This is a genomic window from Pseudomonas sp. NPDC087803, assembly GCF_044742995.1.
Classification (GTDB): domain Bacteria; phylum Pseudomonadota; class Gammaproteobacteria; order Pseudomonadales; family Pseudomonadaceae; genus Aquipseudomonas.
In genome coordinates, this window is the sequence record NZ_JBIUVO010000003.1 from 103,185 (window position 1) to 125,107 (window position 21,923).

Sequence of the window (21,923 nt, forward strand, 5' to 3'; positions counted from 1 at the left end):
ATGCATTACCCTGTGGGAGCGGGCTTGCTCGCGAAGCTCTTAGCTATTTTGAAAGCGCCGCAAATACTCGACATGCTCGCGGTGCGCCACGCCCTGCACCACCGGCCTCAACCGCACCTGCGCCCCCGGCAGACACTGTGCCAGCCTCGCCAGCGCCAACGGCGTCAACGCTCCCAACCGTGGATAGCCACCAATCGTCTGCCGATCATTGAGCAAGACAATCGGCTGCCCATCCGGCGGCACCTGCACCGCGCCCAGCGGAATGCCCTCGGAAATCATCGGCCGGCCCTGATACTGCAACGCCTTGCCCAACAGCCGAATGCCCATGCGGTCAGCGCGACTGTCGAGCGTCCACGGACTGTTGAACACATCGAACAGGCTCTGCCCGCTGAACTGGCCGATCTGTGCGCCAAGCACCAGATCCAGCGGTGCATTGAGGCGCAGATCAGGTCGATGCGCCAGCGGCACTTCACGCACCTGCAGAACCGCACCGCGATAACTCAGTGTCGCGCCCTTGGCCAACGGCAACCCCATGCCATCCAGACCACCGAGCTCTTCGCGCACCACCGTGGCACTGCTGCCAAGCACCTGCGGCGCGTCGAAACCACCGGGCGCCGCCAGATAAGCCCGGGCGCCGAGCAGCGGTTGGCTGAACTTCAAGATTTGCCCTTGGCCCAGTCTGAAACTGCGCCACGGCGCCAGCGCCTGCCCATCGATCTGCGCACCAAGATCAGCGCCGGCCAGCGCCAGCAGGCAATCTTCCTGCGCCACCACGGCAAACCCGCCGAGGGTGATTTCGATTACCGGCAGATCCAGCGCATTGCCGAGCAACCAATTGCTCCAACTCATCGAACTCCAATCCGCCGCGCCGCCTTGGGTCACGCCCAAATGGCGCACGCCAAAACGCCCGGCGTCCTGCAACAGGCACAGCGGCGTGCTGGCTTCAATCGTCAGTCGGCTCATGTCAGCGCCTCCAGTGGCGTGTCATCGCCGCCCAGGTTGATGAACTCGGCGTGGCTCACCGCTTCGAAACGCACGGTATCGCCGGGTTGCATCAGGCTGTAGCCGTGGCGATGACGGTCGAACAGTTTTGCCGGGGTGCGACCGATCAGGTTCCAGCCGCCGGGGGAGACCACCGGATAAGCGGCGGTCTGCCGCTCGGCGATACCGACGCTGCCGGCCGCGACTTTCTTGCGTGGGGTGTCCAGGCGTGGCGCCGCGAGGATTTCTTCCACCAGCCCCATGAAGGCAAATCCCGGCGCGAAGCCAAGGGCGAACACCTGATATTCGCGAGCGCTGTGCCGCCGAATCACCTCCTCCACCGCCAACCCGCTGCGCTGCGCCAGCAGGCTCAGTTCGGGGCCGACACTCAGGTCGTACCAGACCGGCAACACATGGCACTGGCCATTGCTTCGCGCATTCGGCGACAGGTCGATCAACGCTTCAGCAATCAATTCACGCGCTTGGCCCGGATTCAATAATGTCAGGTCGTAATGCACCATCAACGTGGTGTAGGACGGCACCAGATCAATCAATTGCGCGCCAAATGTCGCGCGCAAGCGCTCGCTGGCAGCGAGCATCCACGGCATGTTGGTTTCGGCGATGTCATCGAACAGGCGCAGCATCAGGCAGTCCAGGGCCACCACTTCAATCCGTGGGTTCATGGCGCGCTCTGCTGATTCAGGGCCTCGCGGATGCGCTGCACGGCGGCCACCGAACTGGCGTTGTCGCCATGCACGCACAAGGTGTTGGCCTGCAAGTGCAGCGCGCTGCCGTCACTGGCGACGAGGTCACCGCCACGGGCGATGGTCAGCGCCTGTTCGATGATTTTTTCTGACTCGTGATGCACCGCGCCCGGCAGTTGCCGCGAGACCAGTCGACCTGCGCTGTCGTAGGCGCGGTCGGCGAAGGCTTCAAACCACAGGGTCACCCCGTATTCATCGCCAAGCTGCTGCGCCGCCGCATTGTCGCGGGTGGCCATGAGCATCAGCGGCAACGAGCGATCGTAAGCCGCCACGGCCTCAATCACCGCACGCAACTGCGCCGGGTTGGCCATCATGTCGTTGTACATCGCGCCGTGGGGTTTGACGTAACTGACCCGCCCGCCCTGCGCGCGGCAAATGCCGTCGAGCGCGCCGATCTGGTAATGCAGGATGTCTTGCAGTTCCTGGGCGGAATAGGCCATGGAACGCCGGCCGAAACCGACCAGATCCTGATAGGCCGGGTGCGCGCCGATCTGCACGCCGTGACTCAGGGCCAGGCTGACAGTCTTGCGCATGATGCTCGGGTCACCGGCATGGAAGCCGCAGGCGACGTTGGCGCAGTCGATGAAGGGCATGACCTCGGCGTCCAGACCCATGGTCCAGCTGCCGAAACTCTCGCCGATGTCACAGTTCAATAGCAGGCGGCTCACGGTGAACACTCCTGTAGCTTCTTGTCTTTTTGTCTGTAGGACGCTTGCCCGGCAGGTTATCAGTTACTGCGCATCCAGTTGCTTGCCACGGGTCTCCGGCAGGCTCAACGCCGCGAGAATCACCACGCCGTAGGACACCGCCGCGAACGCGCCGATACCCACACTCAACGGCACTGTCTGGCTGAGCAAGCCAATCAGCAGCGGAAACAAAGCCGCCAGCGCCCGGCCGATGTTGTAGCAGAAACCCTGCCCAGAACCGCGAATCCGCGTCGGAAACAGCTCGGTGAGAAACGCGCCCATGCCGCTGAAAATCCCCGAGGCGAAAAAGCCCAGCGGAAAGCCCAGCCACAGCATCACGCCGTTGCTCACCGGCATCTGCGTGTACAGCAGAACGATGGTGAACGAGCCGACCGCAAACAGGATGAAGTTCTTTTTACGCCCGAGCAGATCGGTCAGATAAGCGCTGATCACATAGCCGACGTAGGAACCGACGATCACCATCGCCAGATACCCGCCAGTGCCGAGCACGCTTAAACCGCGCTCGTTCTTCAGGAAGGTCGGCAGCCACGAGGTGATCGCGTAATAACCACCGAGCGCCCCAGTGGTCAACAAGGAAGCGCGGAACGTGGTGAACAGCATGCCGGGGGCGAAGATCTCGTAGAACTTCGCCGGGTTCTGCGGAGTTTGCGCAGCCTTGGCTTCGCGATAGATCTCCGGGTCTTTCACCAGACGCCGCACGAAGATCACGAAAATCGCCGGGACGATGCCGAGAATGAACAGCGCTCGCCAGGCATCTTCCGGCGGCAACAGCGAGAACAGCAGCGCATAGAGAATCGCCGTCAGCCCCCACCCCAGCGCCCAGCCGGATTGCACCATGCCCACCGCTTTGCCGCGATCCTTGGCGCGAATCACTTCACCGATCAGCACCGCACCGGCGGTCCATTCGCCGCCGAAGCCAAAGCCCATCAAGGTCCGGGCGATCAGCAACTGTTCGTAGTTCTGGGCGAAACCGCAGAGGAACGTGAAGAAGGCAAACCACAGCACCGTCAGTTGCAGGGTGCGCACGCGGCCGATGCGGTCGGAGAGAATCCCCGCCACCCAGCCACCAATGGCCGAGGCGATCAGGGTGCTGGTGTGAATCAGCCCGGCCTGCCCGGTGGTGATGCCCCACATGGCGATCAGGGTCGGCACCACGAAGCTGAGCATTTGCGTGTCCATGCCGTCCAGGCCATAGCCGATCTTGCAGCTCCAGAAGGTGCGACGTTCCTGCTGATTGATGTTGCGATACCAGTCGAACGGTCCGGGGCGGGCCGTGCTCTTGGGGAGGTCGAGGGTGTCGGGCGCACGCATGGCAAGTCTCCGCAGGCTTTTATTGGTCTTGTTCGAAGTTCCGACGACGCCTATCGTGGGAACCGGATGCGCCGATTTTTCGTCGCCCGGCCCTGCTGCGTCCAACGAATAAAAACCCGCCTTAGGCATAAGAAAAATTTGTCACCCGAGCCGTTGCCATGAACCTGAAGTTTCTCGAGACCTTTGTCTGGGTCGCCCGGCTGAAGAGTTTTCGCTTGACCGCCGACAAGCTGTTCACCACCCAGGCGTCGATTTCCAGCCGCATCGCGGTGCTCGAAGGCGAGCTGGGGGTGAAGCTGTTTCTGCGTGATTCACGCGGCGTCAGCCTGACGCCCGAAGGCCTGAAGGTGCTGGATTATGCCGAGCAGATGCTCGATACGATGTCAGCCCTCAAGCAATCGATCGAGACCCGTTCGAGCAAGGTCGGCCGGGTGCGCATCGGTGTGATGGACACGGTGATCCACACCTGGCTCAGCCCGTTGGTGGCGCAGATGACCGATCTGTATCCACGGGTGGAAATCGAGCTGGTGGCGGATACCTCGCTGAACCTCTGCGATCAGCTGCAAAAAGGCTTTCTCGACATCGTTCTGCAAACCGATCTGGTGCGCCACGAAAGCGTGCGCAGTCTGGAGCTGGCCAGCCATCCGCTGGGCTGGATCGTCGCCAGCAACTCGATCTACAACCGCGACTACGCCGACCTCGGCGAACTGGCCCAGGAACGGCTCATCACCTACTCGAAAAACTCCCGACCGCATCAGGATTTGCTGGCGCTGATGCAGGCCAACGGCGTGCTGGCGCCGCGTCTGAACTGCGTGAATTCGGTGTCGGCGATTACCCGGTTGTTGCGCGATGGATTCGGTATTGGCGTGCTGCCGCCGGTGCTGGTGGCCGAGGAACTGGCCCGGGGTGAACTGACGCTGCTCGACATCGACCAGCGACCACCGAATCTGCAGGTGGTGGTGTCGTGGCGGGTTGGCGTGGAATGGGTCGAGGAAATGGTGACGTTGTCTCAGCAGGTGCTGGAGGGGTATGCGCGCAAGGTCGGTGAAAAGTACATTGTCTTGAGTAGCTGAAAAGCAAAAGATCGCAGCCTGCGGCAGCTCCTACACAGAAACGCATATTCCCGTGTAGGAGCTGCCGCAGGCTGCGATCTTTTGCTCTTGACCTCTTACAACCCGCGCACGTCGCGATCTTCAATCGGCCGGCTCTGGCGCAAACGCCGGCCACCGAGCACCACCCAGTCGATCAGGCGAATCAGGCACTCGATGCCGAACGACAGCAACAACGCGCCGCTCATGCCCCAGATCATCGCTTCAGGGGTCAGCAGAATCTGGTAGCTGTAACCGTTCCAGGTTTCCTTGCGGATGTCCGGGTCGGCGGCCAGCACCACTTGCAGGAAGCGGATGTACCACGGGCCCTGCATCGCCTGGAACTGTTTATCCAGCGCAATCTGGCGGTTGAGCAAGGTGCTCAGGCTGTCGGCATCGCTGCGAAATACCGGGTCATCACTGGCGCGGTAATGCGCGACCAGCGCCTGCAAGTCGCCCTTGAAGAACTGCTCGGCGGTACCCTGAAAACCACGCAGACCGGTCTGCGCTTCGATCAGATGGGCTTCGACGCGTTTCGCGTAATCGTTGATAAAGCCCGGCACCTGGACACCGATCAACAGGCCCGCCGCAAACAACACCAGCCGTAGATAACTGAGCAACATCGAGGAGAGATCCTTTATTCGGTCGTGCCCTGGCTGACGCATTCGCCGCGTCGCCACAGGCTCCATTGGCCCGGTTGGTAACGGGTCCAGGTTTCGTTTTCGGTCAAAGGCTCGGTGGCGATCACCGTAACCACGTCGTTGGGCGTGGTTTCCGCCTGGAAATCGACGATCACATCGACATCCTTGAGCCGCGCCGGACCGAACGGTGCGCGCCGGGTGATCTGTGCCAGTTTGGTCGAGCAATAGCAGAACAGCCAGTCGCCGTCGCTGAGCAGGCAGTTGAACACGCCTTTGCTGCGGTATTCGGCACACGCGGCGACCAGATCCGGCAGCAGCACTTCTATATCGACCGGTTCGGGGAATGCTGCACGCACGCGGTTGAGCAAGTCGCAAAACGCCGCTTCGCTGTCGGTGTCGCCCACCGGGCGGTAGAAACTCTTGATCGGGGTGAAGTCGGCGAGCTGGCCGTTGTGCGCGAAACACCAGTTGCGCCCCCACAGTTCGCGCACGAACGGGTGAGTATTGGACAGGCAGACCTTGCCGACGTTGGCCTGACGAATGTGGCCGATGACCACTTCGCTCTTGATCGGGTAGCGCTGCACCAGGTTGGCGACTTCCGACTCGCAACTCGCCGCCGGGTCCTGAAACAGGCGCAAGCCACGGCCTTCATAGAAGGCGATGCCCCAGCCATCGCGGTGCGGGCCGGTACGCCCGCCGCGCTGCATCAGGCCGGTGAAGCTGAACACGATATCGGTCGGCACGTTGGCACTCATGCCCAGTAGTTCACACATGTGCTGACTCTCGTGATTACAGACGCGGCTCGACGCGCATGCGCTGCGGATTGTTCGGCAATGGCGGGCGACCGTAACGGTCATCACCGGCAGCGCCGAACGGCTGATCGTCGTCGCGATCATCGACACGCGCCGCCGCTTTGGCGGCTTCGGCCTGCTCGCGACGGGCGCGCGAGGCGCGTTCGATCGGGAAGCGGATCAGCACGAAAATCAGGTAGATGCCGAACGCAATCATGCCGTACATGAACAGGTCGGAAATCGCCCGCCAGGCGTTGTTGCCGACCTTGAAGGCCAGATCCAGCGCGGTGATGGCGATCGACGGCGCGACCTTGGCTTTCACCGGGTCAATGATGGTCGGGCTGAACAGCAACACGGCCATCAGCACCCGCAGCGGCTCGCGCAGCCAGCGCCACATCCAGCGGGTCAGGCGCATCCATACCAACAGGCAGCCCACAGCGGCAAAGGCGTAGAGGCCCCAGGCGATCAGATAGTCGTTCTCGGTCATGGTGTCCATGGCAAGGCAGGCAAAGAGGCGCTTATAGTAACGACTTTTCGCCCGTCAGGCTTGTCCCAATGCCAGACGGCCCGCCGCAATCATTGTGGGAGCGGGCTTGCTCGCGAAAGCGGTGTGTCAGACAAATACGTCTTTACTGAAAGGACGCCTTCGCGAGCAAGCCCGCTCCCACAGGGTCGGCAGCGCCGGCACGACCTGCAAAAACCTTTATTCCGAACATTGTCCGAGAGCCTTCCATGCCCGAATCCGCCCACGTCATCCGCGCCCCGATCGCCCACCAGGCTGCCGGTGCCGACCCGTATGCCTGGCTGCAGGAACGCGACACCGACGCGGTGCTCGACTACCTCAAGGCTGAAAACGCTTATCAGGAAGCACAGACCGCCGATCAGGCCGGCCTGCGCGAAAGCCTGTTCGAAGAAATCAAGGGCCGGATCCTCGAAACCGACCTGTCCCTGCCCTCGCCCTGGGGTCCGTACCTGTATTACACGCGCACCACGGCGGGTGACGAATACGCCCGGCATTACCGTTGCCCGCGCCCGGCTGATGACAGCCTGACCCTCGACGAAAGCCGCGAGCAGTTGCTGCTCGACCCCAACGTGCTGGCCAACGGCGGCTTCTTCTCGCTCGGCGCGTTCAGCATCAGCCCGGATCACCAGCGGCTGGCCTACAGCGTTGACGCCTCAGGCGACGAGATCTACACGCTGTTCGTCAAGGAACTGGCCAACGACAAGGTCAGCGAACTGGAATTCCAGGACTGCGACGGCAGCATGACCTGGGCCAACGATAGCCTGACGCTGTTCTTCGGCGTACTCGACGATACCCATCGCCCGCACAAGCTGTTTCGCTATCGCCTCGACGGCACGGCCGCCGAAGAGGTGTTCCACGAGCCGGACGGACGCTTCTTCCTGCATTGCTACCGTTCCAGTTCCGAGCAGCAATTGCTGCTGACCCTGGGCAGCAAGACCACCAGCGAAGTCTGGGCACTCGATGCGCATCAACCGCACTTGGCGTTCACCTGCCTGGCGCCACGGGTCGAGGATCACGAATACGATGTTGACCACGGCGCGCTGGATGGCGTGTGGACCTGGTTCATCCGCACCAATCGCGACGGCATCAACTTCGCCCTGTACCATGCGCCGGACACCGGTGTGGTGCCCAGCGAAGCCGATTGGCAGCAATTGATCCCGCACAGCGACACGGTGATGCTCGACGGCGTGACGCTGAACACCGCGGCCATGACCCTGAGCCTGCGCGAAGGCGGTTTGCCGGTCATCGAAGTTCATCCGCAAGGCCAGACGCCGTATCGCGTGCAACTGCCGGACGCCGCCTACAGCCTCTATGTGCAGAACAGTCTGGAGTTCGAGAGCGACCGCATCCGTCTGCGTTACGAGGCGCTGAATCGTCCGGCGCAGGTACGCCAATTGCTGCTGGCCAGCGGCGAGCAAACCGTCCTGAAAGAAACCCCGGTGCTCGGCCCGTTCGACGCCGATGCCTACGTCAGCCAACGCTTGTGGGCCACCGCGCCGGACGGCACGCAGGTGCCGATCAGTCTGGTGATGAAACGCGAGATGGTCGGCCAACCGGTGCCGCTGTATCTATACGGTTATGGTGCCTACGGCTCCAGCCTCGACCCGTGGTTCTCCCACGCGCGTTTGAGCCTGCTGGATCGCGGCATGGCCTTCGCCATCGCCCATGTGCGTGGCGGCGGTGAGCTGGGCGAAGCGTGGTATCGCGCCGGCAAGCAGGAACACAAGCACAACACCTTCAGCGACTTCATTGCCTGCGCCGAATTCCTGATCCTCAACGGCATCACCACCGCAGAGAAACTGGCGATCAGCGGCGGCAGCGCCGGCGGCTTGTTGATTGGTGCGGTGCTGAACCAGCGTCCGGATCTGTTCGGCGTGGCGATTGCCGAAGTGCCGTTCGTCGACGTGCTCAACACCATGCTCGACCCGGACTTGCCGCTGACCGTCACCGAATACGACGAATGGGGTAACCCGGAAGAGCCGGAGGTCTACGAGCGGATCAAGGCCTACGCGCCGTACGAAAACGTCACCGCGCAGAATTATCCTGCAACCCTGGTGATCGCCGGCTACAACGACAGCCGCGTGCAGTACTGGGAAGCGGCCAAGTGGGTGGCCAAGCTGCGTGCGACCAAGACCGACGACAACCTGCTGCTGCTCAAGACCGAACTCGGTGCCGGGCATGGCGGAATGAGCGGGCGTTATCAGGGATTACGTGACGTAGCGCTCGAATATGCATTTGTGTTCAAGGTTTTGGGCCTGGCCTGAGGAACTCCGTCGGTCACTTGGGTCTTAATTCCAGACCCAAGAGGCCGATACACCACAGATCCTGTAGGAGTGAGCCTGCTCGCGATAGCGGTGTATCAGTCACCGGTGATGTGAATGACAGACCGCTATCGCGAGCAGGCTCACTCCTACAAGGGTCCGTGTAGTGCCTTGAAAATGTGAAAACAATAAAGACCGCAATGACATGTCAGAACCGACCTTACTGAACAACGAAATTCGCGACTGGCTGATGGACTGTGGCCTGTTCGATCAATTGCAACTGGCGGACTTTGCCGCGGCCTCGGGCTACTTCAGCATCAGCACCGTGGCGGAGGGCGAAGCGATTTTCCGTGAAGGTGATGCCGGCAGCTTCATGTGCATCCTCCACACCGGTCAGGTCGCGGTGCAGAAGACTGGCCCCGACGGTCAGGTCATCACCATGGCCACCCTGCGCAGCGGTCGGGCGTTTGGGGAAATGGCCGTGCTCGATGGTGAGCGCCGTTCGGCGACCTGTGTGGCGGCGAGCAACTGCCAACTGCTGAACCTGGGCAAGGACTCGCTGGAAAAAATGCTCAACGACGCGCCGAAGATCGCCGCCAAAATCATCCGCGCCCTCGCCGTGTCCCTCTCCAAACGCTTGCGCATGGCGGACGGCCAACTCGCGGCGCAGCAGATCTAACCGCCGGGGGATTTGATCTTGGTGCCACTCGGTTCGATCCCGGGCACCGGTTGATCCTTGCTCGGCGGGCTGGGCATTTCGATCGGCACCAGCGGCGGGCTGCCACTGCCGGCACCGGCCTTCGGCACGCTGATCGGGGTGATTTGCGGATACGGCGTCGGCGTGGCGGTACCCGGCGAGCCGGGTTGCGGTGTCGGGCTGACCGGAATGGTCTGCTGCGCCTGCACTGCAGTAATCGAGAGCGCGGCCAGGGCAATGACCGTTAGAATGGTGCGCTTCATCAAGGGCTCCGTTTGGCCTTTAGTCTGCGCTCAGGCTACTCCCAACGGGCCTGCTTGCCTTCCCCCCTTGTAGAGATTTCCATGAAACGTTTCGTTCTGCTCGACACCACGCCGATCCCTGACAACGGTGGCGCTCTGTGCCTGTTCGAGTATGGCGAGGATTTCGTCATCAAGATCCAGGGCGGCGACGGCGGGCAATTGATGAATACGCGCATGCACGGTTCGGAAGATGCGCTGGCCGAGATTCCTTGCCGAAAGGTCGCCGGCCGGCCGAATTCGCGGGTACTGATCGGCGGTCTGGGCATGGGTTTCACCCTCGCCTCGGCGCTCAAGCATCTGGGCAAGAGCGCCGAAGTGGTGGTCGCCGAACTGGTGCCGGGCGTGGTCGAGTGGAACCGTGGGCCGCTCGGTGAAAAGTCCGGGCGACCGTTGCTCGATCCGCGCACGGTGATCCGTCAGGACGACGTGGCTAAGGTCCTGCAAAGCGAGCCGAACGGTTTCGACGCAATCATGCTCGACGTCGACAATGGCCCCGAAGGCCTGACGCAGAAGGCCAACAGCTGGCTGTACTCCGCCGCTGGCCTCAACGCCTGCGCCAAGGCCCTGCGGCCCAAGGGCGTGCTGGCGGTGTGGTCGGCCAGCGCTGACCGGCAGTTTTCCGACAAATTGAGAAAGGCCGGTTTCAAGGCCGAAGAAGTGCAGGTGTTCGCCCACGGCAACAAGGGCACCCGCCACACGATCTGGATTGCCGAGAAGCTCAAGGGCTGAGCTAAACTCTGCACCTAACCGTCATTAGTCTTTTTACAAAGGTGAACCCATGAGTTCGTCCACCCCGACCAACACGTCGAAGCTCAATCGCATCCTTGCCGACAACCAGCGCGACAAGGAAATGGGCTACCGCGACAAGGCCCTGAAGATGTATCCGCACGTCTGCGGCCGCTGCGCCCGTGAGTTTTCCGGCAAGCGCCTGAGCGAACTGACCGTGCACCACCGCGATCACAACCACGACAACAACCCGCAGGACGGCTCGAACTGGGAGCTGTTGTGCCTGTACTGCCACGACAACGAACACTCGCGCTACACCGACCAGCAATATTTCGGCGACGGCTCGCTGAGCACGCCAAAAATCGCCAAGGCCACGCATAACCCGTTTGCCGCCCTCGCCGGTTTGATGAAGAAAGAAGATTAAAAGCAAAAGATCGCAGCCTTCGGCAGCTCCTACAGGGTGTACGCCATTCAACTGTAGGAGCTGCCGAAGGCTGCGATCTTTTGATCTTATCGCCGTATAATCGCGCTCTTTTTTCCGAAGGCACCCCGCTCGTGGCAGACAAACGTTACAGCTGCATTGGTTTGTACAACCCCAAGTCACCGGAGAACGTCGGTTCGGTGATGCGCGCCGCAGGCTGTTACGGCGTGGCGTCGGTGTTCTATACCGGCAAGCGTTATGAACGCGCCGCCGATTTCGTCACCGATACCAAGCGCGTGCACTACGACATTCCGCTGATCGGCATCGACGACCTGAAAAAGATCCTTCCGCTCAACTGCGTCCCGGTCGCCGTGGAACTGGTCGAGGGCGCCCGCCCGCTGCCGGAATACACCCACCCGGACCGCGCGCTGTACATCTTCGGCCCGGAAGACGGCTCGCTGGATAAAGAGATCCGCGACTGGTGCGAAGACGTCGTGTACATCCCGACCACCGGCTGCATGAATCTGGCGGCGACGGTCAACGTCGTGCTCTACGACCGCATGGCCAAGGGCCTGAATACCCGCTCCGGGCCGAAATTCCGCTGAAACGTCGCACATCCGATGGAACGAGCCGGCCGCTGTGGCAGTCAGCTTATCTATCTATTGCACATTGCCTGGGAGACAGATCATGACCGAACTCAAACGCGTCCAACGTATCGATTCCACCCCGTTCCAGAGCCCGACCGAGCAGAACGTCCAGGGCTGGGAGCGCATCGGCTCGCTGGCCGGTGGCGTGATCATGGTCGGCAAGGGCCTGCGCCGTGGCGGCGTATTCGGTCTGATTCAGGTGGCGATTGGCGGCGTGGCGATGGCCCGTGGCATCACCGGGCACAGTTCGATGAAAAGCCTGCTGGAAAAGAGCCGTCAGGACTTGAATAACGTGCGGGCGAAGATCGAACGCGCCGGAGAAGAACTGAGCCAGCTCAAGGCCAATGCGGAGGCGGCGACCAGCACCGCGACGGTGACTGGCAATGATTCGGTGAAGTCGCCGAAGGCCGGGGTTTAAAAGCAAAAGATCGCAGCCTGCGGCAGCTCCTGCATGTGAAATGCGTTTCTCCTGTAGGAGCTGCCGCAGGCTGCGATCTTTTGATCTTTATTGCAGTAACTCGGTATCAAGGACTTTAGAATTCTCGCCGAGCACGCTCTCAGCCAGTTGCACAAACTCTTTAGTACTCACCGTCCCCAGATGCATCGCCCCGCGCAACACATCATCCAGCGAACGCTTGTTGCGCGTCTTCAAGCGAATCTCGCGATCCAGTTCCTGCAGCACAACCACCGCTTTGGCAATTTGCGCCGGGCTGATCTGCTCGCCGCGCAGGGTGGTGACTTTCTGACTGTCCCTGGTCAACTTCGCCTGCAACGCCTGATAACGCTCATCGCTCATGCCACCGGCACGGCGCACCAACTCGATCGCGTAATACTCGGCAAAGCCTTCGCTGATCCAGTCACTGCGCTGCTCGTCATTGATCCGGCCGAACACCTGCGCCAACTCACGTACCAGCGCACTGCTGCCGCTCTCGCTGACCAGCGGCAAGTGCGTGTTCAAGTAGATTGATTCGTGCGCACCGAGGCTGCCGCGCCACATCGGGTCGTTGGCGCCGACGATCAGCAATTTTTTCGGATGCCGGGGATAGACCGCTTGCACCTGCGGCCAGACGAACGTCAGCAAGGTCAGCACATCCATGCGGCGCATGCCCTGCCCTTGCGGCGAAGCCACGGTGACTTCGGTTTCGCCCAGGCGCGTGCGGCGGCTGCCGAGGTGCCCGGCGAGCATCCAGCCGGTCGGGCGGTCGAACAGGCGTGATGGGTTGTCGATGCGGAATTTGTTCTTGCCGATGCGCGGCCAGGCGGTTTCGACGCTTTGCCAGCCGTTGGGCAGTTCGAATTGCAGACGCGACACCAGCTCGACGCCATCCTGTTGATCGAGCCTGGCCGGCGGCACCAGGTCATCACCGCGCAGCAAAGCCCAGTTCGGGGTCATGCGCGTGTCGAAGCTGCCGCTCTTGCGGCCGTGGCTGATGCTGACGCGGTAAGTCAGGCTGGGCTTGTCGCCGCTCGGACGCCACAGGCCCCGGGCCTGCTTGCCCGGCGTCAACTGCCACTGGCCGTCGGCCTTGAAGTCGCTGTAGTGACTGCCGTCGCCGAGGTCAAAATCGAGACTGCGCACCGCTTCGCCCTTGGCCAGGGTCAGGCGTACTTCGGCCTGATCGCTTTGCGGCAACAGGCGCACGTGGTAATCCAGATCGACTTTCTTCGCCGCCCACACTGGCGCGCTTAGCGCCAGCAGACCGATCAGCAACGCTCGCGGCAATTCCCCAGCCATACACACTCCTTGCTTGCACTGGTGAGTGCTGCGCACTCAAGCGGGACGGTGCGGCGATCCGACAAGCTCCCTCGCCACAGATTTATTGGTCAGCCTGCGCGAAAAATCAGGTGATCTTCCCAGTCATCCTCCGGCACGCTGCCTTCGGCGAGCATGCGCCCGGACTGGGAAATCCGTTCGTGGTGCACCGCGTCACGGTCGCCGCACACCAGGTGGTGCCACAGCGGCAGATCCTTGCCTTCGCTGACCAGACGATAACCGCAGGTCGGCGGCAGCCACTTGAATTCTTCGGCCTGGCCCGGAGTGAGCTGGATGCAGTCCGGGACAAACTTGATGCGGTTCGGGTAATCGCTGCACTGGCAGGTTTTCAGGTCCAGCAGTTTGCAGGCGATGCGCGTGTAATAGACGCTGTTGTCTTCTTCATCTTCGAGTTTCTGCAGGCAGCACAGACCGCAGCCGTCGCACAGCGATTCCCATTCCTCGTGATCCAGTTGCCCGAGGGTTTTGCGTTTCCAGAACGGTTCGACTTTGGCGGCCATGGCTCAAGCATCAACATCAGGTGGTGAAAAGGCCGCCAGTCTAGTGCCCAAGGCCTTGCGGGCCAAGCGCTGGCGACTGTCGGTAAATCGCGCTTGTCAGGCGAATCGCCGCCCAGTAGGGTTTTGCCACGAATTCATGACGCAAACACAGCAAGGAATCTTTCGATGAGTGCCAACCCTCGCGTTGCCGATTACGCCATTCACCCGCAGTTCACCGAGCGCTGGTCACCCCGCGCTTTCACCGGCGAGGCGATCCCGGAAGAAACCCTGCTGAGCTTTTTCGAAGCCGCACGCTGGGCGCCTTCGGCCTACAACTCGCAGCCATGGCGCTTTCTGTACGCGCGTCGTGATACGCCGAACTGGCAGCGTTTCCTCGGTCTGCTCAACGAGTTCAACCGCAGCTGGGCGCAACACGCTTCGGCGCTGGTGATCGTGATTTCGAAAACCACCTTCACCGCACCCGGTGCCAGCGAAGAAACCCCGGCGTTGTGGCACACCTTCGACACCGGTTCGGCCTGGGGCCACCTGGCGTTGCAAGCGAGCATCAGCGGCTGGCACACCCACGGCATGGCCGGTTTCGATCAGGAGCTGACCCGCAAGGAGCTGAACATTCCGGAAGGTTATGCGCTGCACGCGGCGGTCGCGGTCGGCAAGCTGGGTGACAAGGCGACCCTGGCCGAGTACCTGCAGGCCCGTGAAGAGCCGAGCCCGCGTCGTCCGCTGAGCGAGCTGGCTGCAGAAGGCAACTTCACCCTTTAAAAGCAAAAGATCGCAGCCTTCGGCAGCTCCTACATTGATCCCTGTAGGAGCTGCCGCAGGCTGCGATCTTTTGATCACACCTCAGTAACCGCGGTTGAAATCCACTTCCCCGCGCAACGCTTCTCCCGCCTGATACGCCTTCAGGTTGTCGACAAACAACTGCACCATCAACGCCGGCGACGTCGGTGCCGAGCTGTGCCCGGTGAGCAGCAGGCCCCAGGCGGTCCAGAACGGATGGCGTTGTGGCAACGGCTCCTGACGGCAGACGTCGATCACCGCACCGGCCAGATGCCCTTCCTTCAGGGCTTCCACCAGATCCGCATCGACCACCGCCACGCCGCGTCCGACGTTGATGAACAACCCGGTCGGCTTGAACTGCTTGAACAGCGCCGCGTCGTAAATGTCGTGGGTATGTTCGGTGTTCGGCAGCAGATTGACCACGTAATCGACCGCGCCCACCAGCCGTGACAGATCCGCCATCGAGCCGACTTCGACGAACGGCGCCTGCTCGCGCGCGCTGCTGGCGATGCCGTACAGCTCGACACCGAACGGCAACAGAAACTGCGCCACGCTCTGGCCGATATCGCCGGTGCCGACGATCAGCACCTTGCGCCCGACCAGACTCTGGCCGGTGCGGTTGTCCCACTTGCGCTCGACCTGGCTGACCAGGCGCGCCAGCACTTCACGCTCGTGGCCGAGCATGTAGGTCAGCACGTATTCAGCCATCACCTGACCGAAGATCCCCACCGCGCGGGTCAGGCGATAATCGCGGCGCAAACCGTCGGCGAGCAGCGGCGTGATGCCGGCCCAGGTCGATTGCAGCCATTGCGGCTGATGGCCCTGACGCAGCAGGGTCGCCAGCAGATCCGGCTGCCCCAGCCATACCGGACAATCGGCAGCCTGACGGGCCAGTTCGGCGGAGTCGCCACTGGTCAGTACTTCAAGTTCGGGGGCCGCCTGACGCAGCAGCCGGGCGTACACCGCGTGGTCGTGTTCAGCAATCAGAACGCGCATCTTCAAACCTTTCGCAAACCGTGCAGGCGACCGCCGAAAGAGCCGCGCTCCTTCGTGGCGGTCGTCGCCGTAAAATCAGTTCCAGAGTGGCAAGAGGCCCAGGACAGGGCCTCGCAGATCAGACCGGGTCGTTGCGTCGCAGCAATTCTTCGGGCAGGTGTTCGATGTACTCGTCCTCGGCCGGTGGCATCTGCAGGTGGTAACCCTGCTTGTCGAGGTTTTCCAGGACCACGACGATGTCCTCGCTGGCCAGCTTGCGCTCAGGCGACAAAACCAGATCGAAGGAATGTTTCGGCTTGCCGAACGCCACCATCAGCGGTTCCGGCACACGCTCCAGAGCATCGCTCTTGAGCACATAAAGGTACATCCCGCTTCGCTTGGAGCTTTGGTAAATGGAGCAAATACGTTTCAAGGCTGTTCTCCGGCGGTGGCCAGGCTGTCGAGCAGCTTCTGGCCCATGAGTTCGCGGCGCCAGCCACGCAGCGACTCAGGCAATTGATAAGGGCCCTCGGGGAAGCCGCTTTTGACCAGCGCTTCAAGGGTTTTCTTGCGCAGCATCAGCTCCGGCGCGATGCCCAGGCGTTCTGCCTCGACCTGGCCGAGGGCGCGCAGTTGCTTGATCAGCGCCGCCGCTTCGACCGGCAATGGCTCCGGCACCGCCGGCGGCCATTGATCAGGCCCCACACTGCCAGAGCGCTTGATCAGATCAAGCAGAAATTGGCCGTCCTGACGCACGGTACGCGGGTGCATGTCTTCAATCTTGCCCAACGCAGCGAGGTTGTCCGGTTGCGTGCGAGCCAGCGGCCACAGCGAATGCTCACGGACGATGCGGTTGCGCGGCAGATTGCGCGCGCGAGCTTCACGCTCACGCCAGGCACACAGCTCACGCAGCACCGCCAGTTGCGCACGGGACAGTTTCCACGCCAGTTTGGCTTCGCGATAGACCTCGTACGGGTCGGTCTCGCGGCGCAGGTTGGCCACCAGTTCGGCGCCGTCCTCCAGCACCCAGGCGAATTTGTCGTCAGACAGTTTCGGTCGCAGCTGTACGAATACTTCCGCCAGATGCACCGCGTCTTCGGCGGCGTAGCTGATTTGTGTGTCGGAAAGCGGACGCTGCAACCAGTCGGAGCGGGTTTCACCCTTCGGCAGCTCGATACCGAGCACTTCCTGCACCAGCCGCGAATAGCCCATCGAGAACCCGAGGTTCAGGTAGGCCGCCGCCAGTTGCGTGTCGAACAGTGGCGCCGGCAGGCTGCCGGTCAGGCGCAGCAACACTTCGAGGTCTTCGCTGCAGGCATGCAGGACTTTGAGCACCGCCGGGTTTTCCAGCAACGCCGCCAGCGGTTGCCAGGCGTCGATGGTCAGCGGATCGATCAGGTAAGCGCGTTTGCCGTCGCCAACCTGCAGCAAACCGGCAATCGGGTAGAAGGTGTCGACCCGCATGAATTCGGTGTCGAGGGCAACGAACGGCAGCTGCTGCCACTCGGCGCAAAACTGCGCGAGGCTTTCGTTGTCGCGAATCCAGTGAATATCGATGGCCACACGGCTCTCCCTTGAAGAATGGCGCGCAGTATATATCGCCGCCGGCGTTTTACGCGCCTGCGCTGGGCCAGAGCTGTAACGAAATGTCCTGCATGAGAGAAAGAATAGTCTGACAGCGAGATTGGCCAGATTAATCGGAGCGCCCCGTGTAGGAGCTGCCGCAGGCTGCGATCTTTTGATCTTGTTCTTGGTCTTGAAAAACAAGAACAAAAGATCGTCCGATCGCGGCCCGAGCCTTCGGCAGCTCCTACACGGGGAGAGTGATATTTAGTTTTTAAATAATGGTCGGGAAATCTGATTTGCCGATACGTGCGCTGCGCCGCCTAATCGACAGCCTCCGCAATCCTGAGTCTGCCGATGGAAAACGTCCGCGCCACCTCCCGCCCCGCTGTCTGGCTGATGCTCGGCATCATCCTCGTCGCGCTCAATCTGCGCCCGTCCATGGCCGCTGTCGGGCCATCGTTGTCGGCGATTCGCGGCGACATCCCGCTGAGTTTCAGCATGGCGTCGCTGCTGACCATGCTGCCGGTGATGGCGATGGGGCTGGCGATGTTTGTCGGCATCGGCATCAGTCGACGCCTGGGCGAGCAACGCACGGTGATCCTGTCGCTGTCGATTATCGGCGTGGCGACGCTGTCGCGGCTGGTGCTCGACTCGGCGCCGCAGTTGATCGGCAGCGCGGTGCTGGCCGGGATGGGTATCGCCCTGATTCAAGCGTTGATGCCCGCGTTGATCAAATCACGCTTTCCCGACAACGTGGCGCTGTGCATGGGTCTGTATGTCACGTCGATCATGGGCGGCGCAGCACTGGCCGCCTCGTTCGCGCCGCTGGTGCTGGTGCACACCGGCAGCTGGCGCATCGGCCTGGCGATCTGGGCAGGACTGGCCGTGCTCGCGCTGCTGGTGTGGTGGACTCAGTCGCCCCCGTCATCCAGCGCGAATACGTCTGTAGGAAAACAATCGTTCACGGGTAATTCCCGCGCCTGGCTGCTTGCCATCTTCTTCGGCCTCGGCACCGCGTCCTACACCTGCGTACTCGCGTGGCTAGCGCCGTACTACGTGGAGCAAGGCTGGAGCGAACAACACGCCGGCCTGCTGCTGGGTTTTCTGACCGCCATGGAGGTGATTTCCGGGCTGCTGACACCGGCCATCGCCAACCGCAGCCGTGATCGCCGTGCCGTCCTCGCGACGTTACTGCTGCTGATCATCGGCGGGTTCTGCGGATTGATCCTCAGCCCGCAACTTCTGAGCCTGCTGTGGCCGTGCCTGTTGGGGCTGGGGATTGGTGGCTTGTTCCCGATGAGCCTGATCGTCTCGCTCGATCACCTCGATCACCCGCAGCGCGCCGGCAGCCTGACCGCGTTCGTGCAAGGCATCGGCTACTTGATCGCCGGTCTTTCGCCGCTACTGGCCGGCATGATCCGCGACCGGCTCGGCAGCTTCGAATGGGCCTGGTGGTCGCTGACTGCGGTGATGGTAGTGATGCTGCTGATGGTGCTGCGCTTCGACCCTCGACAGTACGCCCGCCACATTCGTTGAAGCCGAACGCCCTCGCCGGGCTAGAGGCCTGTTGCCATCTTTTTGCGGTTTATTTGCCGACGTCGTGTTGCTAAAACTTTCTGTCCCACTAGCGACATTGAAACGTCCTACAGGGCTTTGTCCTGGCACCATCGTTCCGTTAGGATCATTCGCACACGTTTGCGCGGATTCAGCGCAAGGAGCACAGCGAGACGGAACGGATGCTGAACAGTAACTTGCTTCGAAAGCTCGACATGCAGGACCTCATGGTGTTTATCGCCGTGTATGAGCAAAGCAGCGTCACGGATGTCTCGGAGACGCTGTGCGTCAGCCAGTCCACTGTCAGCTACTGCCTGAAAAAACTGCGCACCAGTTTCGAAGACGAGTTGTTCATCAACACCCGCACGGGCATGCGGCCCACCTACAAGGCCGGCACCATGTACGGCCATGTGCAGAAAATCCTCGAAAGCATCAACCTGTGCCACGCCGGCGCCCCAGCCTTTGACCCGACCCGGCAAGCGGTGACGTTCAACATCTGTGCCCCGGAATACTTCGAGCAACTGGTGTTGCCACGGCTGTTGAAGCGTTTCGACTTCGACGATTTGCCGGTGATGGTCAACATGCACAAGTTCGAGACCGACGTGCCCGCCGACGAACTGCGCGACGGCAGCCTCGACCTGGTGATCTGCTTCGGCCCCAATTTCCACCGCAGCCACACCGACCTGAAGTCGCGAATGCTGCTGGAAGACGATCTGGTCTGTGTCTTCGACAAACGCGCCACGCCGCTGGAACCGCGCCTGAGCCTGCAGGCCTTCACCGAACGGCGCCATGTGTTCCCGACACCGTGGACTTCCACCACCAACATGGTCGATGGCTGGCTGGCGCGGCAGGCGCAGAAACGGCAGATCGTCGCGCGCTCCAACAGCTACAGCGCGGCATTGAAGATGATCACCGGCACCGACTTCATCCTCACCCTGCCCCGGCGCATCCAGCGCCTGCTGACCAACGACGCGGTGTTCAATCACTGCGAAGCGCCGAACGGCCTGCCGGGGTTCACCCTCGACATGCAATGGAGCCAGAACGCCGATCAGGACAGCGCCAACGTGTGGCTGCGCGAGCAGGTGATCAAGGTGTGCAGTGAGCTGGAAGCGGCCTGATTCCTAAACGCCGATGGCGGTCTTGGTGTAGGAATCGCGGTCGATATCGAGCAACTCCACGCACAACTGCACTTCGACCCCGGCCGGCCACTCGCACAGATCCTGCAACACCGCCAGCAGGCTCTCCGAGAGCTGCTTCTTGATCTGCGGCGAACGACCGCTGAGCAGCGCCAGCTTCACGTGGACGAACGCGCGTTCGCCCATGCCGGTACCGACTTTGAAGGTCTCGACCTTCACTGCGCGACTCTTGATATCGAACTCCGCTGCGAACTGACCGGAACCCACCAGCGTGTTGTTGAGCCGGATCAACGCCACATCAGCGTTCAACTGCGGCAGGTTGGCGGTGTATTCCATGTGCAAGTGCGGCATGCGGTGCTCCAGTCAGTCGGCAGAAAGGTCGTACATATACCACAGCCCTGCCCTACTCTCCTGCGGCTTTTTCCGAGCTTATCGAGGCCGACGCCTGACGCAATGCCAGGCTTTCCCACAGCGCCACCAACACCACGATCGCCGTGGTCAGCGCCCCGAGCATCAGCGCCGACAACCCGTGGTTCAACGCCAGCGGCAGCGCCAGCGTGAGCAGCACCAGACCGGCCACATGCGACAACGGCGGCAGCGGCCGGTCGGACATGACCCATTTGAACAGCGCATTGCCCAACAGAAAGAGCCAAGACCCGCCGAGAATCACCAGAATCCCGGCATCGCTGGCGTGATCCGGATGCACCAGCACCAGTTCGTCGGCCACTGCACTGACGATCACCCCGGCAACAATCAGCACGTGCAGGTAGGTGTAGGCAATGCGCGCCTGACGCCCCGGATCGCTCGAATGCGCGATGCGGTGATGCGCGCGCTCGGCGCCGCTGTCGAAGTACACCCACCACATGCCGATGCTGCCCAGCACCGCCACCAGAAACGCGATGACTCCGGTGAGGCTCAGCGTCAGCTCGGCGAATGTCGCGCCGGTCACCAGCAACGATTCACCCAGGGCGATGATCACAAACAGCGCGCAGCGCTCGGCCATGTGATTGCCTTCGACGTTCCAGTCGCTCAACGACGAACGCCCCAGCCCCGGCACCCAGAAATACAACGAGGGGGAAATCAGTTCGATCAACAGCGCCAGCGCCCAACACAGCAAACGCTGCTGCCCGTCGAGAAAGGCCCCGGCGATCCAGAACACCCCGGAGAGCATCAACCACGCGAGAATCCGCTGGAAGTTGCGGGTCATGCTCAGCGACTCGCCACGCACCGCCCAGATCGCAAACAGCGTGCGCCCGACCTGCATGAACACGAAGGCCGAGGCAAACATCAGCCCGCGCTCGGTGAAGGCCTTGGGGATTGAGGACGACAGCAGCAGACCGGCGATCATCAGACCGAACAGGCCGAGGCGGATCGGCAGCTTTTCCGGGTCGAGCCAGTTGGTAATCCATGAAGTGAAAATCCATACCCACCACACCGCGACCATCAACAGTGCCACCTGCACCGCGCCCGTAATCGTTAGCTGCGCGAGCAGCGAATGCGAGAGCTGAGTCACGGCGAACACGAACACCAGATCGAAAAACAGCTCGACCATGCCGACCTTGCCACTGTCGAGACTGCCGCGCCCACGCAGCAACGAACGGGAAATGCTCATCGGACAGGTCTCCAGCCGGGGTCTTTGCCATTGAGCAAAGCAGGCAGACCAGACGAACGCAAACCCTTGTAGGAGTGAGCCTGCTCGCGATGGCGTGGTGTCAGACAACATCAATGTCGACTGACACACCCTCATCGCGAGCAGGCTCACTCCTACAAAAGATTTGTGT

Annotated in this window: 25 protein-coding genes; 10 read left to right on the forward strand and 15 right to left on the reverse strand. The window is 61.8% G+C overall.

Features of this window, described 5'->3' with window-relative positions; all coding sequences use genetic code 11:
* Positions 1 to 39 precede the first annotated feature (39 nt).
* The 4 genes from ACIOUG_RS04885 to ACIOUG_RS04900 form a co-directional block, all read right to left on the reverse strand.
* A complete protein-coding gene (locus tag ACIOUG_RS04885; RefSeq protein WP_401062955.1) occupies positions 40 to 963 on the reverse strand; it encodes a biotin-dependent carboxyltransferase family protein in 924 nt (307 codons plus the stop codon).
* Positions 960 to 1,664, reverse strand: coding sequence for an allophanate hydrolase subunit 1 (locus ACIOUG_RS04890; protein ID WP_401062957.1), 705 nt, complete (start codon positions 1,662 to 1,664; stop codon positions 960 to 962). The genes ACIOUG_RS04885 and ACIOUG_RS04890 overlap by 4 nt, the downstream gene beginning before the upstream one ends.
* Entirely contained in the window at positions 1,661 to 2,413 is a 753-nt protein-coding gene (locus tag ACIOUG_RS04895) for a 5-oxoprolinase subunit PxpA (RefSeq protein WP_401062959.1), read from the reverse strand. Before ACIOUG_RS04895 ends, ACIOUG_RS04890 begins: the two co-directional genes overlap by 4 nt.
* A 63-nt stretch (positions 2,414 to 2,476) precedes the next feature.
* Entirely contained in the window at positions 2,477 to 3,763 is a 1,287-nt protein-coding gene (locus ACIOUG_RS04900; RefSeq protein ID WP_401062961.1) for an MFS transporter, read from the reverse strand.
* A gap of 158 nt (positions 3,764 to 3,921) precedes the next feature.
* On the opposite strand from ACIOUG_RS04900, the gene ACIOUG_RS04905 reads away from it, so the two are divergent.
* On the forward strand, positions 3,922 to 4,836 hold the full coding sequence (locus ACIOUG_RS04905) for a LysR family transcriptional regulator (RefSeq protein WP_401062962.1): 915 nt from the start codon (positions 3,922 to 3,924) through the stop codon (positions 4,834 to 4,836).
* 95 nt (positions 4,837 to 4,931) lie between these two features.
* Here the strand turns inward: ACIOUG_RS04905 and ACIOUG_RS04910 are convergent, their stop codons facing one another.
* The 3 genes from ACIOUG_RS04910 to ACIOUG_RS04920 are packed head-to-tail and all read right to left on the reverse strand — an operon-like array spanning position 4,932 to position 6,779.
* Positions 4,932 to 5,474 (reverse strand): DUF2937 family protein, encoded by a 543-nt coding sequence (locus ACIOUG_RS04910; protein WP_064586452.1) that lies wholly within the window; start codon positions 5,472 to 5,474, stop codon positions 4,932 to 4,934.
* 14 nt (positions 5,475 to 5,488) lie between these two features.
* Complete coding sequence (locus ACIOUG_RS04915; protein ID WP_401062963.1) at positions 5,489 to 6,265, reverse strand: class II glutamine amidotransferase; 777 nt, start codon at positions 6,263 to 6,265, stop codon at positions 5,489 to 5,491.
* Positions 6,266 to 6,281: 16 nt separating this feature from the next.
* Positions 6,282 to 6,779, reverse strand: coding sequence for an MFS transporter (locus ACIOUG_RS04920; RefSeq protein WP_401062965.1), 498 nt, complete (start codon positions 6,777 to 6,779; stop codon positions 6,282 to 6,284).
* A gap of 236 nt (positions 6,780 to 7,015) precedes the next feature.
* Between ACIOUG_RS04920 and ACIOUG_RS04925 the strand changes: the two genes are divergently transcribed.
* Together ACIOUG_RS04925 and ACIOUG_RS04930 are read left to right on the forward strand one after the other, a co-directional pair.
* The gene (locus ACIOUG_RS04925; RefSeq protein ID WP_401062967.1) at positions 7,016 to 9,070 is read left to right on the forward strand and encodes a S9 family peptidase; all 2,055 of its coding nucleotides are present in this window, start codon (positions 7,016 to 7,018) and stop codon (positions 9,068 to 9,070) included.
* A gap of 202 nt (positions 9,071 to 9,272) precedes the next feature.
* A complete protein-coding gene (locus ACIOUG_RS04930) occupies positions 9,273 to 9,746 on the forward strand; it encodes a cyclic nucleotide-binding domain-containing protein (RefSeq protein WP_103484422.1) in 474 nt (157 codons plus the stop codon).
* Here the strand turns inward: ACIOUG_RS04930 and ACIOUG_RS04935 are convergent.
* Entirely contained in the window at positions 9,743 to 10,027 is a 285-nt protein-coding gene (locus tag ACIOUG_RS04935) for a hypothetical protein (protein WP_401062969.1), read from the reverse strand. The two genes, ACIOUG_RS04930 and ACIOUG_RS04935, sit on opposite strands and share 4 nt — an antisense overlap.
* A gap of 81 nt (positions 10,028 to 10,108) precedes the next feature.
* Here ACIOUG_RS04935 and ACIOUG_RS04940 point away from each other — a divergent pair, with 81 nt between their 5' ends.
* From ACIOUG_RS04940 to ACIOUG_RS04955, 4 genes are all read left to right on the forward strand, one after another.
* Entirely contained in the window at positions 10,109 to 10,795 is a 687-nt protein-coding gene (locus tag ACIOUG_RS04940) for a spermidine synthase (RefSeq protein WP_401062970.1), read from the forward strand.
* Between the two features lie 49 nt (positions 10,796 to 10,844).
* On the forward strand, positions 10,845 to 11,216 hold the full coding sequence (locus ACIOUG_RS04945; RefSeq protein WP_401062972.1) for a YajD family HNH nuclease: 372 nt from the start codon (positions 10,845 to 10,847) through the stop codon (positions 11,214 to 11,216).
* A 131-nt stretch (positions 11,217 to 11,347) separates the two neighbouring features.
* Positions 11,348 to 11,818 carry an RNA methyltransferase gene (locus tag ACIOUG_RS04950; RefSeq protein WP_007911337.1) on the forward strand — a complete coding sequence of 157 codons (471 nt, stop codon included), beginning with the start codon at positions 11,348 to 11,350 and terminating at the stop codon, positions 11,816 to 11,818.
* Positions 11,819 to 11,900: 82 nt separating this feature from the next.
* Entirely contained in the window at positions 11,901 to 12,278 is a 378-nt protein-coding gene (locus ACIOUG_RS04955) for a DUF2892 domain-containing protein (RefSeq protein ID WP_401062974.1), read from the forward strand.
* An 87-nt stretch (positions 12,279 to 12,365) separates the two neighbouring features.
* Here ACIOUG_RS04955 and ACIOUG_RS04960 read toward each other — a convergent pair whose 3' ends face one another.
* Both ACIOUG_RS04960 and ACIOUG_RS04965 read right to left on the reverse strand, forming a co-directional pair.
* Complete coding sequence (locus ACIOUG_RS04960) at positions 12,366 to 13,595, reverse strand: hypothetical protein (RefSeq protein ID WP_401062976.1); 1,230 nt, start codon at positions 13,593 to 13,595, stop codon at positions 12,366 to 12,368.
* Positions 13,596 to 13,684: 89 nt separating this feature from the next.
* A complete protein-coding gene (locus ACIOUG_RS04965; protein WP_401062978.1) occupies positions 13,685 to 14,134 on the reverse strand; it encodes a YcgN family cysteine cluster protein in 450 nt (149 codons plus the stop codon).
* 165 nt (positions 14,135 to 14,299) lie between these two features.
* On the opposite strand from ACIOUG_RS04965, the gene ACIOUG_RS04970 reads away from it, so the two are divergent.
* Entirely contained in the window at positions 14,300 to 14,893 is a 594-nt protein-coding gene (locus ACIOUG_RS04970; RefSeq protein ID WP_401062979.1) for a nitroreductase family protein, read from the forward strand.
* 81 nt (positions 14,894 to 14,974) lie between these two features.
* Here the strand turns inward: ACIOUG_RS04970 and ACIOUG_RS04975 are convergent, their stop codons facing one another.
* From ACIOUG_RS04975 to rnd, 3 genes are all read right to left on the reverse strand, one after another.
* Positions 14,975 to 15,907, reverse strand: a complete 933-nt coding sequence (locus tag ACIOUG_RS04975) for a D-2-hydroxyacid dehydrogenase (protein WP_401062981.1) — start codon at positions 15,905 to 15,907, stop codon at positions 14,975 to 14,977.
* Between the two features lie 118 nt (positions 15,908 to 16,025).
* Positions 16,026 to 16,319 carry a YcgL domain-containing protein gene (locus ACIOUG_RS04980; RefSeq protein ID WP_401062983.1) on the reverse strand — a complete coding sequence of 98 codons (294 nt, stop codon included), beginning with the start codon at positions 16,317 to 16,319 and terminating at the stop codon, positions 16,026 to 16,028.
* A complete protein-coding gene (gene rnd / locus ACIOUG_RS04985; protein ID WP_064586440.1) occupies positions 16,316 to 17,449 on the reverse strand; it encodes a ribonuclease D in 1,134 nt (377 codons plus the stop codon). The genes ACIOUG_RS04980 and rnd overlap by 4 nt, the downstream gene beginning before the upstream one ends.
* Before the next feature lie 357 nt (positions 17,450 to 17,806).
* On the opposite strand from rnd, the gene ACIOUG_RS04990 reads away from it, so the two are divergent.
* Both ACIOUG_RS04990 and ACIOUG_RS04995 read left to right on the forward strand, forming a co-directional pair.
* On the forward strand, positions 17,807 to 18,988 hold the full coding sequence (locus ACIOUG_RS04990; RefSeq protein ID WP_401062985.1) for a cyanate transporter: 1,182 nt from the start codon (positions 17,807 to 17,809) through the stop codon (positions 18,986 to 18,988).
* A gap of 200 nt (positions 18,989 to 19,188) precedes the next feature.
* Positions 19,189 to 20,124 carry a LysR substrate-binding domain-containing protein gene (locus tag ACIOUG_RS04995; RefSeq protein ID WP_401062987.1) on the forward strand — a complete coding sequence of 312 codons (936 nt, stop codon included), beginning with the start codon at positions 19,189 to 19,191 and terminating at the stop codon, positions 20,122 to 20,124.
* Between the two features lie 3 nt (positions 20,125 to 20,127).
* On the opposite strand, the gene ACIOUG_RS05000 is transcribed toward ACIOUG_RS04995, so the two are convergent.
* Positions 20,128 to 20,493: a 5-carboxymethyl-2-hydroxymuconate Delta-isomerase gene (locus ACIOUG_RS05000; protein WP_041070350.1), complete on the reverse strand. Its 366-nt coding sequence runs from the start codon at positions 20,491 to 20,493 to the stop codon at positions 20,128 to 20,130.
* Between the two features lie 52 nt (positions 20,494 to 20,545).
* Entirely contained in the window at positions 20,546 to 21,754 is a 1,209-nt protein-coding gene (locus ACIOUG_RS05005) for a low temperature requirement protein A (RefSeq protein WP_401062989.1), read from the reverse strand.
* Between the last annotated feature and the right edge of the window lie 169 nt (positions 21,755 to 21,923).

What these genes read in the sequence shown, in the direction of transcription:
- ACIOUG_RS04885 (WP_401062955.1), bottom strand. Translation starts at nt 963, where the DNA reads ATGAGCCGACTGACGATTGAAGCCAGCACGCCGCTGTGCCTGTTGCAG.
- ACIOUG_RS04935 (WP_401062969.1), bottom strand. Translation starts at nt 10,027, where the DNA reads ATGAAGCGCACCATTCTAACGGTCATTGCCCTGGCCGCGCTCTCGATT.
- ACIOUG_RS04940 (WP_401062970.1), top strand. Translation starts at nt 10,109, where the DNA reads ATGAAACGTTTCGTTCTGCTCGACACCACGCCGATCCCTGACAACGGT.
- ACIOUG_RS04990 (WP_401062985.1), top strand. Translation starts at nt 17,807, where the DNA reads ATGGAAAACGTCCGCGCCACCTCCCGCCCCGCTGTCTGGCTGATGCTC.
- ACIOUG_RS04930 (WP_103484422.1), top strand. Translation starts at nt 9,273, where the DNA reads ATGTCAGAACCGACCTTACTGAACAACGAAATTCGCGACTGGCTGATG.
- ACIOUG_RS05005 (WP_401062989.1), bottom strand. Translation starts at nt 21,754, where the DNA reads ATGAGCATTTCCCGTTCGTTGCTGCGTGGGCGCGGCAGTCTCGACAGT.
- ACIOUG_RS04915 (WP_401062963.1), bottom strand. Translation starts at nt 6,265, where the DNA reads ATGTGTGAACTACTGGGCATGAGTGCCAACGTGCCGACCGATATCGTG.
- ACIOUG_RS04955 (WP_401062974.1), top strand. Translation starts at nt 11,901, where the DNA reads ATGACCGAACTCAAACGCGTCCAACGTATCGATTCCACCCCGTTCCAG.
- ACIOUG_RS04910 (WP_064586452.1), bottom strand. Translation starts at nt 5,474, where the DNA reads ATGTTGCTCAGTTATCTACGGCTGGTGTTGTTTGCGGCGGGCCTGTTG.
- ACIOUG_RS04970 (WP_401062979.1), top strand. Translation starts at nt 14,300, where the DNA reads ATGAGTGCCAACCCTCGCGTTGCCGATTACGCCATTCACCCGCAGTTC.
- ACIOUG_RS04890 (WP_401062957.1), bottom strand. Translation starts at nt 1,664, where the DNA reads ATGAACCCACGGATTGAAGTGGTGGCCCTGGACTGCCTGATGCTGCGC.
- ACIOUG_RS05000 (WP_041070350.1), bottom strand. Translation starts at nt 20,493, where the DNA reads ATGCCGCACTTGCACATGGAATACACCGCCAACCTGCCGCAGTTGAAC.
- ACIOUG_RS04965 (WP_401062978.1), bottom strand. Translation starts at nt 14,134, where the DNA reads ATGGCCGCCAAAGTCGAACCGTTCTGGAAACGCAAAACCCTCGGGCAA.
- ACIOUG_RS04920 (WP_401062965.1), bottom strand. Translation starts at nt 6,779, where the DNA reads ATGGACACCATGACCGAGAACGACTATCTGATCGCCTGGGGCCTCTAC.
- ACIOUG_RS04945 (WP_401062972.1), top strand. Translation starts at nt 10,845, where the DNA reads ATGAGTTCGTCCACCCCGACCAACACGTCGAAGCTCAATCGCATCCTT.
- ACIOUG_RS04900 (WP_401062961.1), bottom strand. Translation starts at nt 3,763, where the DNA reads ATGCGTGCGCCCGACACCCTCGACCTCCCCAAGAGCACGGCCCGCCCC.
- ACIOUG_RS04995 (WP_401062987.1), top strand. Translation starts at nt 19,189, where the DNA reads ATGCTGAACAGTAACTTGCTTCGAAAGCTCGACATGCAGGACCTCATG.
- ACIOUG_RS04960 (WP_401062976.1), bottom strand. Translation starts at nt 13,595, where the DNA reads ATGGCTGGGGAATTGCCGCGAGCGTTGCTGATCGGTCTGCTGGCGCTA.
- ACIOUG_RS04975 (WP_401062981.1), bottom strand. Translation starts at nt 15,907, where the DNA reads ATGCGCGTTCTGATTGCTGAACACGACCACGCGGTGTACGCCCGGCTG.
- ACIOUG_RS04905 (WP_401062962.1), top strand. Translation starts at nt 3,922, where the DNA reads ATGAACCTGAAGTTTCTCGAGACCTTTGTCTGGGTCGCCCGGCTGAAG.
- ACIOUG_RS04925 (WP_401062967.1), top strand. Translation starts at nt 7,016, where the DNA reads ATGCCCGAATCCGCCCACGTCATCCGCGCCCCGATCGCCCACCAGGCT.